Origin of the sequence: Streptomyces specialis (assembly GCF_001493375.1) — a bacterium.
In the GTDB taxonomy this organism is placed as follows: domain Bacteria; phylum Actinomycetota; class Actinomycetes; order Streptomycetales; family Streptomycetaceae; genus Streptomyces; species Streptomyces specialis.
Genome location: NZ_LN929893.1, coordinates 264,355 through 278,361 on the forward strand (window position 1 = coordinate 264,355; position 14,007 = coordinate 278,361).

Sequence of the window (14,007 nt, forward strand, 5' to 3'; positions counted from 1 at the left end):
CGCGCGCCGGACGCACCCCGGGCCGCGCCGCACGGGTGGCGGGCCCGGCGGGCGTCCGCTCAGCGGCGGTAGGTCGGCTCGCCGGGGAGGGTGGTCGTGGGGGGCAGGACCGCCAGGTGCAGGCCGCGGACCAGGTGGGTGCGGAGGGTCTCGTCGGCGGCGAGGGCGCGGGCGAGGCGGCCGACCGTGGCCGCCGCGTCGGCCGCGGGCTCCAGGTACAGGGCCAGGGCGCCGTCGGCCTCGCCGCCGGGGACCAGATGGGCGGTCGTCACCGCGGGCTCCGCCGCCAGCAGGTCGCGCACGGCCCGTACGACGGCCGGGTGGCCGGCCGGATCGGCGCCGGCCGCGACGGCCCGTAGCGCGGCGCCGGACAGCTCGTAGGTGACCGGCCCGGCCACGTCGAGGACCAGCGCGCCCGCGTTCTCCTGGACGGCGGCGCGCAGCGCCTGCTCGGTGGTGACCGCGACGGGCCGCGCGTCGGGGCGCCAGCGGGCCAGGTGCTCGGTGGCGGTGAAGGCCGGCAGGGCGCGGCGGCCGTCCGGCAGGGCGAGGGTGAGGACCGCCATGTCGCTGCTCTTCTCGCGGCGCAGCCCGTCCGGGCCGGTCTCGGTCTCGCCGAGGACGGCGACGACGGGAACGAGGAGGCGGGCGCCGGTGAGCGCCGTCAGGAGCCGGGGCTCGGCCGCCGGGTCGCGCGACCAGTCGGCGAGCGCCCGGGCGAGCGCCGGGTCCGCCGTTCCGTCGTCGTCGGCGAAGGGGGACCGCGGGATGTCTTTGAGCGCCACGCGTCGAGGGTATCCCGGCGTCCGCGCACGGCTGCCCGCGCCCGTAACAGGCTTGTCCGAGCCTACTGTTACGCGTTCTTCATTCAACAGGCGATGACTATGTCACTACGGAGAGATAACGTGCTGATCATGAGTTCGCCGTGGCGGGTCCGCCCCGCCCTGGTGGTCGGCACCACGCTCACCACCGCGCTGCTGACCGCCCTCGCCGTCAGCGACTCCGGGCCGTTCCCGCTGGGAGTGGAGGACACGGGGGGCACGCCCGGCACGTCGGACGCCGCGGCGTCCGGCCCGTCCACCGAGGCGTCGGGGGTGCCGCCCGTCTGGGAGCGCTCCGGGGCCGCGCCGGACGCGCTGCCGCCGACCGAGGCGGACCTACTCCTGGCCGAGGCCGTGGAGCCGCTGGTCGCCGAGGGCGAGGTGCGGATGTCGGTGGCGGTGATCTCCCTGGAGACCGGCGCGAGCGCCGCGTACGGCGACGACCTGTACGACACGGCCAGCATCGCCAAGGTGAACATCCTGGCCGCCCTGCTGCTCCAGGCGCAGGACGAGGAACGGGAGCTGACCGCGGCGGAACGGCGCAACGCCGAAATCATGATCCGGAACAGCGACAACGCGGCGGCCGACGAGCTGTGGCGCTCCATAGGCGGCGCCGAGGGACTGGACGCGGCCAACGAACGGCTCGGGCTGACCGGGACGACCGGCGGTCCGGACGGCCACTGGGGCCTGACGCAGACCACGAGCCGGGACCAGATAGCCCTGCTGCGGGCGGTGTACGGCGACGACTCGCCCCTGGACGCCGCCTCGCGCGCCTATGTGCGGGAGCTGATGGCCGGGGTGGTGGCCGGACAGGACTGGGGGATATCGGCCGCGGCCGACGGGGGGTTCGAGCTGAAGAACGGCTGGCTGCCCCGCTCCGGGACCGGCCTGTGGGACGTCAACAGCATCGGCCGCGTCTCCTCGGGGGGCGAGGACTACCTGGTGGCCGTCGTCTCCGACGGCCACCTTACCCAGGCGGACGGCATAGCGGCCGTGGAGGCCGCCGCCGTGGCCGCCGTCGACGCGGTCAGTACGGCAGGCCGGCCCGGCCAGCGGCCCGGCGTCTGAACCTCGCCCGCAGCCGGGCGGTTCCGCCGGTGAGCGCCACCGAGGCGCCCAGCAGCAGCACCCCCAGCGCCCCCGACACGGGCGCCAGCCAGGCCGTTCCGCTCGATCCGGACGCCTCCGGCCGCGGCCCGGGGCCGAAGTACTCCCCCGTGTAATCGCCCACCGCGTCCGCGGGGCCGGACGCGGTGAACGCCTCCGCCGCCTCCAGCGCCGCCGCCGGGTCCACGGTGCCGCTGCCCAGCGCGTCGCTGCGCCCGCCCTCCGGCGGGTTCGGCGCGGTGTCCGTGAGCAACTGCCGTATCTGGGCCGGGGAGAGGTCGGGGTAGGCGGCGCACAGCAGGGCGGCCGAGCCGGAGACGAACGCCGCCGCCGCCGACGTTCCCCAGCCGGTGTAGTAGTCGCGGTCGGGGTCGGCCACGATGACGTCCTGGCCCGGCGCGCTGAGCGTGGCGTACCAGCGGCGGGTGGAGAACTCGGTGGGGCTGCCGCCCCGGTCCACGGCCGTCACCGCGATCACCCCGGGGTAACCGGCGGGGTAGGAGACGGGGTTGCCGTTCTCGCCGCCGTTGCCCGCCGAGGCGACCACCACCACGCCCTGGGACAGGGCGTAGCGGACGGCGGCGTCCTCCTCGGGGTCGGGGTGGGCGGACTCGCTGTCGTCGCCCAGGGAGAGGTTGATGACGTCGGCGCCGTGGTCGGTCGCCCAGCGGATGCCCTCGGCGAGGGCGCCCGAGCGGGTTTCCCTGGCCTCGTCGCGGTCCGGGTCGTTGTCCTCCAGCAGGACGCGGACCGGCAGGATCTCGGCCTCGGGGGCGACGCCCAGCACGCCGTCGCCGTGGTCCGCGCCGTGCCCGCGCCCGGCGATGATGCCGGCCATGGCCGTGCCGTGCTCGGCCCACAGGGGATCGCCGGGCTCGGCGCCCATGCCGACGAAGTCGTGGCCGTCCAGCACCGCGCCCATCAGGTCGGGGTGGGAGGCGTCGACGCCGGTGTCGAGCACGGCGACGGTGACGCCCGCGCCGCGGGTGGTCTCCCACGCCTCGGGGGCGTTGATCGCGTCCAGCGCCCACTGCTGCTGGTCGCGTATGGAGTCGGCGTGCGCGGGCGCGGCGCCGAGCGGCGGGCCGGGGGCGAGGAGCGCCCCGCGGGCGACGGCGGCGGGCAGGGCGCGGCGGCGGGGGGGCATCGGGGCTCCTGTGCCTGCCGGCCGGCCGCCGCGCGCAGGCCGCGGGGGACGCCGTCCGCGAGGGCGCGGGCGTCGTGGCCCAGGCCGGCGAGCGCGATCGTGCTGTGCCGGCCGTCGGCGGTGGCCTCGGCGGCCGGTTCCGGGTCGGATATCGCGCGGCCGTCGGCGAACCCGGTGACCGCGAAGGCGACGACGGGCAGTCCGGCGACGACCTGGACGGTCCAGGAGCCGCGCTGGGGGTCCTGGAAGTCCTCGGCGGGCGTGCCGGGGACGGGGAACGTACGGGGCATGAGGTCGGTCCTGGCGGTCAGGCCGTCCTCGGTGAGCCGTTCGTCCAGGGCGGCCATGGCCGCCGCGTCGGCCTCGGGGAAGAGCAGCCCGACGGTGGTGACGTTGGTCGCGGTCTCGTCGGTGTAGGTGGCGCGCACCAGGCGGTGGCAGCCGACCGGGGCCAGCGCGGCGGCGAGCAGCGGGTCGAACGCCTCGGCGCAGCCGCTGTCGGGCGCGACGGCGACCCGTATCCAGCGCCGGGCGGCGCCGCCGGGACCGGCCTCCTCGGGGGTGAGTTCGGGCGGGAACAGCTCGTCCACGGGGACCTCCCGCCACAGCGCCCGGCCGTCGTCGAACGCGACCTCCGCGGCGGTGCGGTCGTCGCCGCCCCCGGCGAGCCACGTCCCGGCGGCGGCCCCGCCGAGCAGCCCGGCGCCCAGCACCAGGCAGACGATCGCGGCCACGAGCCGCGTCGAGGGGCTCGCCGTGGAGGCGCGGGCGGTGAGGGCGCGGCCGTGGCTTTTTTCACCACCGGCGCTGCCGGCGCAGGGGATGGGGTGGGGCGGGGGGGTGGACGCAGCCGTGGAAAGAGCAGAAGGATGAGGAGTCGTGAGACGCGGAGAGAGCGACCTCCGCGGCGGTGCGGTCGTCACCGCCCCCGGCGAGCCCCTCGACGCGGCTCGTGGCCGGGATCGTCTGCCTGGTGCTGGGCGCCGGGGGAACGGGCGGTATCGGAGGCGGCAGGGGCGGAAGCGGTGAACTTCGCGGTCCCTGCTCGGTGTTCATCCGCACACTCCCCGGCCGCGCGGCGTCCCGCTGCCCTTGCTCGACGTGGGTCACTCTACGGTCGGGACCTCAGACTTCGGTACCGGGTCCGCCGGAGACGGTCCTGACACCGAGGACCAGACGGTCGAGATCGGCGACCTGCGGCGCATCGTCCCCGATGTCGAATCCCAGCCGGATCATGACGAGATCGCCGGAGTCGTCCGGGGCGGGGAAGGCGACGGTCTCCACGTACGCCTGGGTGCCCGCCGCGGTCTCGATCCGGGACCTGACGCGGTAGCCCTCCTGCCCGGCGACGGTGACCTCCTCGGCCAGCAGGCGCTGGGAGTCGGTGACGCCGCCGTACGCCTCCTCGCTGTACGACTCGCGCTCGTTCTCGCCGATGTCGGCGACCGCGACCTCCCGCGGGGGGACGCCGCCCATGCCGGGGCGGACGAAGAGGAACGCGCCGCCCTCGACGCAGCGCAGGCTCTCGTCGCCGGGGCACGGGTACTCGCCGGAGGTCACCGAGACGCCGCCGGTGAGTTCGCCCTCGGTCCAGCCGTCGAGGAGGGGCAGCGCGACGCCGCCCGCCGTGGCGCCGGTGACCCCGGCCGCGCCGCCGTTCCCGTCGTCGTCCCCGGTGCCGGGGTCCTCCCCGGCCGAGGTGCCGGGATCGTCCGCGCGCGGCTCGCCGTCCTCCCCGCCGTCGCCGCCGAGCACCAGCACGGCGATGACGGCCAGGACGGCCGCCAGGGCCCCGCCCCCGGTGACGAGGGCGGCGGTCACGCCCCGCCGCCCGGGCGGCGGGGCGGGCGACGGCGGCGGGCCGAACGGCTGGTACTCCGGCAGCGCGACGGACGCCGGGAACGCCGGCGGGCCGCCGCCGGGGACGCGGGTGTGGGCGGTCCACGCGGAACCGTCCCACCAGCGCTCCGGCGCGGGCCCGCCACCGCTGTGGCCGGGATCGGGGTACCAGCCGGGAGGGGTCGTCATGCTCACCCGGCGAACCTCTCACAGCCGCCCCGGACCCGGCCAGCACCGTTCCGGCTGGAATCGGCCGCACGTTCCGGCCACCCGCGGCCCGCCCGGCCGCCCGGCCGCCTAGAGCGGCGTCACGTACGCGCCGGAGATGCCGCCGTCCACCAGGAAGCCGGCGGCGTTGACGAACGACGAGTCGTCGCTGGCGAGGAACGCCACGGCGGCGGCGATCTCCTCCGGCTCGGCGAACCGCCCGGCCGGCACATGGACCAGGCGGCGCGCGGCGCGTTCCGGGTCCTTGGCGAACAGCTCCTTCAGCAGCGGGGTGTTGACCGGCCCCGGGCAGAGGGCGTTGACGCGGATGCCCTCGCGGGCGAACTGGACGCCCAGTTCGCGGGACATGGCGAGCACGCCGCCCTTGGAGGCGGTGTAGCTGATCTGGGAGGTGGCGGCGCCCATCACCGCGACGAAGGAGGCGGTGTTGATGATCGAGCCCTTGCCCTGGCGGCGCATGTAGGGGATCACGGCCTTGCAGCACAGGTAGACCGAGGTGAGGTTGGTCTGCTGGACGCGCTGCCAGGCGTCGAGTCCCGTGGTGAGGATGGAGTCGTCGTCGGGCGGCGAGATGCCCGCGTTGTTGAAGGCGATGTCGACCGAGCCGTACGTGTCGTGGGCGGTCCGGAACAGCGCCTCGACCTGCTCGGCGTCGGTGACGTCGGTGTGCGCGTACCGGCCGCCGACCTCGGCCGCGGCGGCCTCGCCGCGCTCGGCGTCCACGTCGGCGCAGACCACGTGGGCGCCCTCGGCTGCCAGCCTGCGGACGGTCGCCAGACCGATGCCGCTGCCCGCCCCGGTGACGACGGCGGTGCGGCCCACGAGGCGGCGGCAGACGGCGGTGGTGTCGGTCACTGGTTCTCCTTGTCGCTGGGGTGTGGCCGGGGTGTCGCCGGTCCCGGGCGCCCGGGGTCCGGTGCTCAGTGCCCGGTGTCGAGGAAGACGTTCTTGGTCTCGGTGAACGCCGCCAGGGCGTCCGGTCCCAGTTCGCGGCCCAGGCCCGACTGCTTGAACCCGCCGAAGGGGGTGGTGTACCGGACGCTGCTGTGCGAGTTGACCGAGAGGTTCCCGGCGGCGACACCGCGCGCCACGCGCACGGCGCGGCCCACGTCGCGGGTCCAGATCGAGCCGGAGAGCCCGTACTCCCCGGCGTTGGCGAGCCGGACCGCCTCGTCCTCGTCCTCGAAGGGCGTGACGACGGCGACCGGCCCGAAGATCTCCTCGACGGCGGCCCGGTCCCCGGCGGCGTGGGACTCCAGCACGGTCGCCGGGTACCAGTACCCCTTGCCCGCCGGGACCTCGCCCCGGATGGCCGCGGGCGCGTCCTCGGTGACGTAGGACCGTACGCGCTCCCGCTGCGCGGCGGAGATCAACGGGCCCATGGCGGTGGCCGGATCGGCCGGGTCACCGGCGCGGACTGCGCGCACGGCCGGTTCCAGCAGGGCGAGGAACCGGTCGTACACGGTCCGCTGGACGAGGATGCGGCTGCGGGCGCAGCAGTCCTGCCCGGTGTTGTCGAGGAACGCGCCCGGGGCGGTGGCGGCGGCGCGCTCGATGTCCGCGTCGGCGAAGACGATGTTGGGGCTCTTGCCGCCGAGTTCGAGGGTCACGCGCTTCACCCGGGCCGCGCAGCGGGCCATGATGCTCCTGCCGACGGCGGTGGAGCCGGTGAACACCACCTTGGCGACGCCCGGATGGTCCACCAGGGCCGTGCCGGTGACCGGACCGGCGCCGGGCAGCACCTGGAACAGGCCCTCGGGCAGCCCGGCGTCCAGGGCGAGTTCGGCCAGGCGGAGCGCGGTCAGCGGGGTGGTCTCGGCCGGTTTGAGGAGCACGGCGTTCCCGGCGGCGAGCGCGGGCGCGGTGCCCCAGGCGGCCACGGGCATCGGGAAGTTCCACGGCGCGATGACGGCGACGGTGCCGAGCGGCTCGTGGAAGGTGACGTCGAGGCCGCCCGCGACCGGGATCTGACGGCCGGTCAGCCGCTCCACTCCCCCGGCGGCGTAGTCGAGCAGGTCGCGGACGTTGCCCGCCTCCCAGCGGGCGTTGCCCAGCGGGTGCCCGGCCTGGCGGACCTCCAGCAGCGCCAGCTCCTCCGCCGCCGCGTCCACGACCGAGGCGAACCGGCGCAGCAGCCGGGCCCGTTCGCCTCGGTCGTGGGCGCGGCGGCGGCGGGCTCTTCTCCACATCTGACGCTGCCGACGAGACAGGCGAGGGGGAGTGGGGGGGTGGCGGGAAACGATCAACGTACAAGAGGTCTTTTTTTTTTTTTTTTTTTTTTTTATTTCTTTTTTTTTTTTTTTAAGAGTCTCGTGGGCTCGGAGTGTGTATAAGAGACAGGTTGCCTGTCTCGTGGGCTCGGAGTGTGTATAAGAGACAGGTGCTCCTGGGCCTGCGGCTCGTCCTGCACGGTGATCGGTGTCCTCACATGCGCTCGAAGGAGCGGAAGCGCTCCCAGTCGGTGACGGCGGAGTCGTAGGCGTCCTGCTCGACGCGGGCCATGGTGGCGTAGTGGTCGACCACCTCGTCGCCGAACGCGTCGCGGGCCAGCCGGCTGTCGTGCCACAGCGCGGCGGCGTCGCGCAGGGTGGCGGGGACGCGGGCGGCGTCGCCCCGGTAGGCGTTCCCGGTCTCGGGCGGGGGGAGTTCGAGGCCGTTGTCCACGCCGTGCAGCCCGGCCGCGATCATGCCCGCGACGGCGAGGTAGGGGTTGACGTCGCCGCCGGGGAGCCGGTTCTCCATGCGCAGGGACGGGCCGTGGCCGACGACGCGCAGCGCGCAGGTGCGGTTGTCCGGGCCCCAGGCGACGGCGGTGGGGGCGAAGGAGCCGGCGCGGAAACGCTTGTAGGAGTTGATGTTCGGGGCGTGGAGGAGGCTCAGTTCGCGCAGGGCGGCGAGCTGTCCGGCGAGGAAGTGCCGCATCGTGGCGGACATCCCGCCGTACGGTCCGGCGGGGTCGGTGAAGACCGGCCGGCCGTCGCGGTCGCGCAGCGAGAAGTGGATGTGGCACGAATTGCCCTCGCGCTCGTCGTACTTGGCCATGAACGTCAGGGCCATGCCCTCCTGGGCGGCGATCTCCTTGGCGCCGGTCTTGTAGACGCTGTGCTGGTCGCAGGTGGTCAGGGCGTCGGCGTAGCGGAACACGATCTCGTGCTGGCCGAGGTTGCACTCGCCCTTGGCGGACTCGACCGTCATCCCGGCGGCGCCCATCTCGTTGCGGATGCGGCGCAGCAGCGGCTCGACGCGGCCGGTGCCGAGGACGGAGTAGTCGCCGTTGTACTGGTTGGCCGGGGTCAGCCCGCGGTACGCGGCGTCCCACGCCTGCTCGTAGGTGTTCCGGAAGACGATGAACTCCAGCTCGGTGCCGACGTGGGCGGTCCAGCCGCGCTCGGCCAGCCGGTCGAGCTGGCGGCGGAGGATCTGCCGGGGCGAGGCGGCCACGGGGGTGCCGTCGTGCCAGGCCAGGTCGGCGGTGAGCATGGCGGTGCCGGGGGGCCAGGGGACCCGCCGCAGGGGGGCGGGGGCGCCGTGGAGGGCGAAGGCGCCGTAGCCGCGGTCCCAGGAGGCCATGGCGTAGCCGTCGACGGGGTTCATGTCGGCGTCCACGGCGAGCAGGTAGGCGCAGCCCTCGGTGCCGTGCGGCAGCACCTCGGAGAGGAAGAAGCGGGCCGCGAACCGTTTGCCCTGGAGTCTGCCCTGCATGTCGGTGAAGGCCAGGACGACGGTGTCGATCTCGCCGAGATCGGCCAGACCTCTGAGTTCCTCGAGGGAGAGCGGGGGTGTGCGCGTCACCACGTCTGCGGCCTCCTGTTCGGTTCCGCCGGAGGCCATAAGGTATCCATGCAGACCTTTGAAGGGGAAGTAGGCCCGATGGACGGCGTGGAGAACGGCGGCCGGGCACCGGGCACGGCCTGGCCGGCCGGAGTGCTCCGGCCGGTGCGGAGCGGCAACGGCTTCGAGGAGGCGCTGCGGCAGCTCCTGCGGGTGCTGCGGCTGGGCCTGGTCCCCGAGGGGGGCCGGCTGCCTGCCGAACGGGAACTGGCGCCGATGCTGGGCGTCAGCCGGGTCACGCTGCGCGAGGTGCTGCGTGTGCTCCAGGACGAGGGCCTGGTGGAGAGCAGGCGCGGCCGGTACGGGGGAACGTTCGTGCGGCGCCGTCCCGTCCCGGCGCGCGGCGGCGCCGGGGCGGAGCTGCGGCGGCGGATCGCCGGGGTGGACCTGGAGGACACGCTGCGGCTGCGCGAGGTGCTGGACGTGGGCGCGGCCGGGCTGTGCGCGGCCGACGGGCTCGGCCCGGCGGCCGCGCGGCGACTGCGCGCCGCGCTGGCCGCCACGGGCGAGGCGCCGCCGGCGGAGTACCGCCGCGCGGACACGCTGCTGCACCTGACGCTCGCGGAGCTGTCCGGGTCGCCGTCGCTGGCCGCCCAGTACGCGGCGGTCCGCGCCACCCTGAACGACCTGCTGGACTGCCTCCCGCTGCTGGTGCGGAACCTGGAGCACTCGCAGGCCCAGCACGCCGCCCTGGTGCGGGCGGTGCTGGCGGGCGACGCGGACGGGGCGCGCGAGGCGATGCGCGAGCACTGCGCGGGGACGGCGGCCCTGCTGCGCGGCTTTCTGGAGTGACCCGGAGCGACCCGGAGCGACCCGGCGGGGGGCTTGTGCGGGAGCCGCCCGGACCGCAAAGGGATGGGGGCAGACCTTTCCGGCGCGAGGCGGGAGGGGCCCATGACCGAAGGCCCCGAAGCGCGCATACCCGCCGGAGGGGATCCGTACCTCGGCCGGCGCACCCTGCGCACCGGCAGCGCCGGTCCGCTGCTGCTGACCGGGCTCGGCGTGGCGTATGTCGTCTCCGGCGACTACGCCGGATGGAACTTCGGGCTGGCCGAGGGGGGTTTCGGCGGGCTGGCGGTGGCGACGGCGCTGATGGGCCTGATGTACACCTGCATGGTCTTCGCGCTGGCCGAGCTGGCGGCCGTGCTGCCGACCGCGGGCGGCGGTTACGGCTTCGCGCGCCGCGCCCTCGGCCCGTGGGGCGGCTTCCTGACCGGGACGGCGATCCTCATCGAGTTCGTGCTGGCCCCGGCGGCGATCGCGATCTTCATCGGTGACTACGTCGAGTCCCTGGACCTGTTCGGCCTCACCTCCGGCTGGCCGGTGTATCTCGGCTGCTTCGTCCTCTTCCTCGCCATCCACCTGTGGGGCGTGGGCGAGGCGCTGCGTTTCAGCCTGGTGGTGACCGCGATCGCGGTGGCCGCCCTGGTGGTCTTCGCGTGCGGTGCCCTCGCGGACTTCCACGGCGGCTCGCTGAACGACATCCCCGCCGACCCCGACGCCTTCGGATCCAGCTCCTGGCTGCCGTTCGGGCTGCTGGGCATCTGGGCGGCGTTCCCGTTCGGCATGTGGTTCTTCCTCGGCGTGGAGGGCGTGCCGCTGGCGGCCGAGGAGGCCAGGGACCCGGTCCGCACCCTGCCGAGGGCGATGGCCTGGGCGATCGGTGTGCTGCTGGTCCTGGCGGTGGTGACGCTCCTGGCCGCGTCCGGCGCGCGCGGCCCGGCGGCGGTGCGGGACGCGGGGAACCCGCTGGTGGCGGCGCTGGAGCCGGACGGCGAGACGACGGCGCTGAGCCGTTTCGTGAACTACGCCGGGCTGGCGGGCCTGGTCGCGTCGTTCTTCTCGCTGGTCTACGCCGGGTCCCGGCAGCTCTTCGCGCTCTCCCGGGCGGGCTACCTGCCGCGTTTCCTGTCCCTGACCAGCCGCCGCAAGGCCCCCTACCTGGGTCTGCTGGTCCCGGGCGCGCTGGGCTTCGCCCTGGCCGCGGGGACCGGGGACGGCGCGCGGATGCTGAACGTCGCCGTCTTCGGCGCGGCCGTGTCGTACTGCTTCATGACGCTGTCGCACGTCGTGCTGCGCCGCCGGGAGCCGGACCTGCCGCGCCCCTACCGGACGCCGGGCGGTGCCGTCACCTCGGGCGTGGCGTTCGCGCTGGCGCTGTCGGCGGTGGTGGCCACGTTCCTGGTGGACCGGGACGCCGCCCTCATCGCGCTGGGGGTCTACGCGGTGGCCGTCGCGTACTTCGCCTTCTACAGTCGGCACCGTCTGGTGGCCGCCGCTCCGGAGGAGGAGTTCGCGGCGCTGGCCGCGGCCGAGGCCGAACTCGCCCGCGACTGACGGGCGGGGGGAGCACGGCGTGCACAGGCGCGAACCGCCGCTGATCGGCGTCAGCACCTATCTGGAGGCGTCGGCCCGCTGGGGCGTGTGGGACCAGCCCGCCGCGCTGCTGCCGGCCGGGTACCACAGGTTGGTGCAGCGGGCGGGCGGCGTGGCGGTGCTGTTGCCGCCGGACGCGGGCCGGGGGGCGGCGGCGGGGGCGCGGGGCCGCCTCGGCGGCCTGGTGATCGCGGGCGGCCCGGACGTGGACCCGGCCCGCTACGGCGCCCCGCGCGACCCGCGCACCGGCCCGCCCGCGCCGGAGCGCGACGCGTGGGAACTGGCGCTGATCGAGGCGGCGTTGTCCCGCCGGATGCCGCTGCTCGGGGTCTGCCGGGGCATGCAACTGCTGAACGTGGCCCTCGGCGGCACGCTGCGGCAGCACGTGGACGGCCACGCCGGTCCGCCCGGCGTCTTCACCGAGCACGAGGTGATCCCGGTGCCCGGGACCCTCCTGGCGACGATCCTGCCCGGACCGGTCCGCGTCCCGGCCTACCACCACCAGGCGGTGGCCGGCCTCGGCGCGGGCCTGATCCCCTCGGCCCACGCCCCGGACGGCACGGTGGAGGCGGTCGAGCTGCCCACCGCCGAAACGTGCGTCCTGGCCGTCCAGTGGCACCCCGAGGCGGGCCGCGACACGGCGCTGATGACGAGCCTGGTCGCCGCCGCCTCCCGGGGGTCCTGACCGCGCCGGGCTCAGCGGGCCGCCGCCAGCGCGGTGGCGAGGACCGCCGGGGCCTCGGGCAGGGCCGGGCCGTACCAGGTGAGGGGGCGACCGCTGACCAGGGCGGCCGGAAGCGCCGGGAACGCCCCGGGGCCGTCGTCCGCCGTGAACGCGTAGGGCTCGTCGGGGAGCACCACCAGATCCGCCCGGCCCGGCGCGGTCAGCTCCGGCAGCGGCACACGTGGATAGCGCTCCGGGTGCCCGGCGTAGGCGTTCCGCACGCCCAGCCAGGCCAGCCCGTCACCGGCGAACGTGTCGCGTCCGAGCACCATCCACGGCCGTCGCCACACCGGCACCACGGTGACGCGCTCCGGCTTGCCCGGCCGTACCGCCGCCCACGCCTCCTCCGCCTCGGCCAGCCACGCGGGCCGCGCGAGTCCGCAGCCGGCGACCAGCACCCGTTCCAGCTCCGTGAACGCCCCGGCCAGCGTGCGGATCTCGGTCACCAGCACCTCGACGCCCGCCGCCCGCAGGGCCGCCAGGTCCGGCGCCCGGTTCTCCTCCTCGTTGGCGACGACCAGATCCGGCCGCAGCGCCACCACCCGGGCCACGTCCGGGTTCTTGGTGCCGCCGATCCGTTCCACCGCCAGGTCCGCCGGGTGCGCGCACCAGTCCGTCGCGCCGACCAGCAGCTCCGGCGCGGTGGCCGCCACCGCCTCGGTCAGCGACGGCACCAGCGACACGACGCGCCGCACGCCGCTCACCGCGCGGCCTCCTGCCCGGCGCGGCGCCCGCCGGGCAGGATCCGGGCCACCCAGTGCGAACGCCCGGCGGCCAGCGGCGCGATCACGGCGAGGATGAGCACGTATCCCGCGATGAACGGCGACAGCCGCTCGTCCAGCCCGGCCCCGGCCGCCATGGTGGCCAGGATCAGGGCGAACTCCCCGCGCGCCAGCAGCGTGGTCGCCACATTGGCGGACGGCCGCGGCCCGAACCGGTAGATCCGGCCGGTGAGCAGCCCGGCCAGCAGGTTCATCGAGACGGTCACCAGCAGCGCGATCAGCACCGGCACGATCACCGTCGGCAGGTCCCCCGGGTCGATGGACAGGCCGAACGAGAAGAAGAAGATGGCGGCGAACGCGTCCCGCAGCGGGTGCACCAGCTCCCTGATCCGCTCCCCCGAGCCGGTGTTGCCCAGGATGAGGCCGACCATGAACGCCGCGATGGCGTCCGCCACCCCGAACTTCTCGGCCACCCCGGCGACGAGAACCGCCGCGCCCAGGAAGGAGATCACCAGCAGCTCGTCGTCCTTCGTCGCGAACATCCGGCCGATGGCCCGGGTCCCCCAGCGGGCGGCCACCGCCAGCAGCAGCAGGAAGCCGAACGCCTTCCCGAAGTCCCCCACCGACGCAGCCAGGCTGTCCGCACCGGAGATGACCGGTTGCAGGGCCGCCAGGTACAGGGCGAGGAAGACGTCCTCCACCACGATGATGCCCAGGATCGGCCGGGTCTCGGGGTTGTCGACGCGACCGAGGTCGAGCAGCACCTTGGTCACGATCGCCGACGACGAGATCCCGAGGACCCCGGCCAGGACCAGCGCCTCCTCGGTGCCCCAGCCCAGCCCGAAGCCGAACGCCAGTCCGGCGCCCACGTTGAGCGCGAGATACGCGCCGCCGGCCGCGGCCATCTTCCGGCCGCCGCTCCTCAGGTCGTCGATGTGGAATTCGAGCCCGAGGTAGAACAGCAGGAGCACCAGCCCGAGTGCCGACAGCATCGCCAGCTCGTGCGGATCCTCCACCAGCACATAGCCGGGCGTGTGGGGGCCGAGCAGAATGCCGGCGAGGATGAACAACGGAATCGTCGGCAGCCCGATGCGGCTGCCCAGGCGGGCGAGGACGGCGGCGGCGACAAAGGCGCCGCCCATGGCGAGCAGGGTGTCCGCGTGGATGGTTCCTCCCGGGTGACCGGCGGAAGCGCGCGACGGAGGCGTTCAG

Annotated in this window: 12 protein-coding genes; 4 read left to right on the top strand and 8 right to left on the bottom strand. The window is 75.0% G+C overall.

The window, feature by feature from the left end; all coding sequences use genetic code 11:
- Positions 1 to 59: 59 nt before the first annotated feature.
- Complete coding sequence (locus tag BN2279_RS10980; protein WP_059008512.1) at positions 60 to 785, bottom strand: SseB family protein; 726 nt, start codon at positions 783 to 785, stop codon at positions 60 to 62.
- Between the two features lie 129 nt (positions 786 to 914).
- On the opposite strand from BN2279_RS10980, the gene BN2279_RS10985 reads away from it, so the two are divergent.
- The gene (locus tag BN2279_RS10985) at positions 915 to 1,889 is read left to right on the top strand and encodes a serine hydrolase (protein ID WP_079032088.1); all 975 of its coding nucleotides are present in this window, start codon (positions 915 to 917) and stop codon (positions 1,887 to 1,889) included.
- On the opposite strand, the gene mycP is transcribed toward BN2279_RS10985, so the two are convergent.
- From mycP to BN2279_RS11015, 5 genes are all read right to left on the bottom strand, one after another.
- The gene (gene mycP / locus BN2279_RS10990) at positions 1,849 to 3,075 is read right to left on the bottom strand and encodes a type VII secretion-associated serine protease mycosin (RefSeq protein ID WP_059008513.1); all 1,227 of its coding nucleotides are present in this window, start codon (positions 3,073 to 3,075) and stop codon (positions 1,849 to 1,851) included. The two genes, BN2279_RS10985 and mycP, sit on opposite strands and share 41 nt — an antisense overlap.
- A 1,125-nt stretch (positions 3,076 to 4,200) precedes the next feature.
- Entirely contained in the window at positions 4,201 to 5,103 is a 903-nt protein-coding gene (locus BN2279_RS11000) for a DUF2510 domain-containing protein (protein ID WP_059008514.1), read from the bottom strand.
- Between the two features lie 108 nt (positions 5,104 to 5,211).
- Positions 5,212 to 5,997 carry a 3-oxoacyl-ACP reductase gene (locus BN2279_RS11005; protein ID WP_059008515.1) on the bottom strand — a complete coding sequence of 262 codons (786 nt, stop codon included), beginning with the start codon at positions 5,995 to 5,997 and terminating at the stop codon, positions 5,212 to 5,214.
- A 65-nt stretch (positions 5,998 to 6,062) separates the two neighbouring features.
- Positions 6,063 to 7,331 carry an aldehyde dehydrogenase family protein gene (locus tag BN2279_RS11010; protein WP_079032062.1) on the bottom strand — a complete coding sequence of 423 codons (1,269 nt, stop codon included), beginning with the start codon at positions 7,329 to 7,331 and terminating at the stop codon, positions 6,063 to 6,065.
- 235 nt (positions 7,332 to 7,566) lie between these two features.
- On the bottom strand, positions 7,567 to 8,937 hold the full coding sequence (locus tag BN2279_RS11015) for a glutamine synthetase family protein (RefSeq protein ID WP_104531008.1): 1,371 nt from the start codon (positions 8,935 to 8,937) through the stop codon (positions 7,567 to 7,569).
- Positions 8,938 to 9,012: 75 nt separating this feature from the next.
- Here BN2279_RS11015 and BN2279_RS11020 point away from each other — a divergent pair, with 75 nt between their 5' ends.
- The 3 genes from BN2279_RS11020 (at position 9,013) to BN2279_RS11030 (ending at position 12,034) form a co-directional block, all read left to right on the top strand.
- Positions 9,013 to 9,765, top strand: a complete 753-nt coding sequence (locus BN2279_RS11020) for a FadR/GntR family transcriptional regulator (RefSeq protein WP_059008517.1) — start codon at positions 9,013 to 9,015, stop codon at positions 9,763 to 9,765.
- Between the two features lie 102 nt (positions 9,766 to 9,867).
- On the top strand, positions 9,868 to 11,310 hold the full coding sequence (gene eat, locus BN2279_RS11025) for an ethanolamine permease (protein ID WP_059008518.1): 1,443 nt from the start codon (positions 9,868 to 9,870) through the stop codon (positions 11,308 to 11,310).
- Between the two features lie 19 nt (positions 11,311 to 11,329).
- Positions 11,330 to 12,034 (top strand): gamma-glutamyl-gamma-aminobutyrate hydrolase family protein, encoded by a 705-nt coding sequence (locus tag BN2279_RS11030; RefSeq protein WP_059008519.1) that lies wholly within the window; start codon positions 11,330 to 11,332, stop codon positions 12,032 to 12,034.
- Between the two features lie 11 nt (positions 12,035 to 12,045).
- Here the strand turns inward: BN2279_RS11030 and BN2279_RS11035 are convergent, their stop codons facing one another.
- Both BN2279_RS11035 and BN2279_RS11040 read right to left on the bottom strand, forming a co-directional pair.
- Positions 12,046 to 12,777 carry a helical backbone metal receptor gene (locus BN2279_RS11035; RefSeq protein WP_059008520.1) on the bottom strand — a complete coding sequence of 244 codons (732 nt, stop codon included), beginning with the start codon at positions 12,775 to 12,777 and terminating at the stop codon, positions 12,046 to 12,048.
- The gene (locus tag BN2279_RS11040) at positions 12,774 to 13,937 is read right to left on the bottom strand and encodes a cation:proton antiporter (protein ID WP_059008521.1); all 1,164 of its coding nucleotides are present in this window, start codon (positions 13,935 to 13,937) and stop codon (positions 12,774 to 12,776) included. Before BN2279_RS11040 ends, BN2279_RS11035 begins: the two co-directional genes overlap by 4 nt.
- Positions 13,938 to 14,007 lie beyond the last annotated feature (70 nt).

Bases quoted from the DNA above. Each gene is read 5' to 3' on its own strand.
- BN2279_RS10985 (WP_079032088.1), top strand. From the start codon at position 915: ATGAGTTCGCCGTGGCGGGTCCGCCCCGCCCTGGTGGTCGGCACCACG.
- BN2279_RS11000 (WP_059008514.1), bottom strand. From the start codon at position 5,103: ATGACGACCCCTCCCGGCTGGTACCCCGATCCCGGCCACAGCGGTGGC.
- BN2279_RS11010 (WP_079032062.1), bottom strand. From the start codon at position 7,331: ATGTGGAGAAGAGCCCGCCGCCGCCGCGCCCACGACCGAGGCGAACGG.
- BN2279_RS11020 (WP_059008517.1), top strand. From the start codon at position 9,013: ATGGACGGCGTGGAGAACGGCGGCCGGGCACCGGGCACGGCCTGGCCG.
- eat (WP_059008518.1), top strand. From the start codon at position 9,868: ATGACCGAAGGCCCCGAAGCGCGCATACCCGCCGGAGGGGATCCGTAC.
- mycP (WP_059008513.1), bottom strand. From the start codon at position 3,075: ATGCCCCCCCGCCGCCGCGCCCTGCCCGCCGCCGTCGCCCGCGGGGCG.
- BN2279_RS11040 (WP_059008521.1), bottom strand. From the start codon at position 13,937: ATGGGCGGCGCCTTTGTCGCCGCCGCCGTCCTCGCCCGCCTGGGCAGC.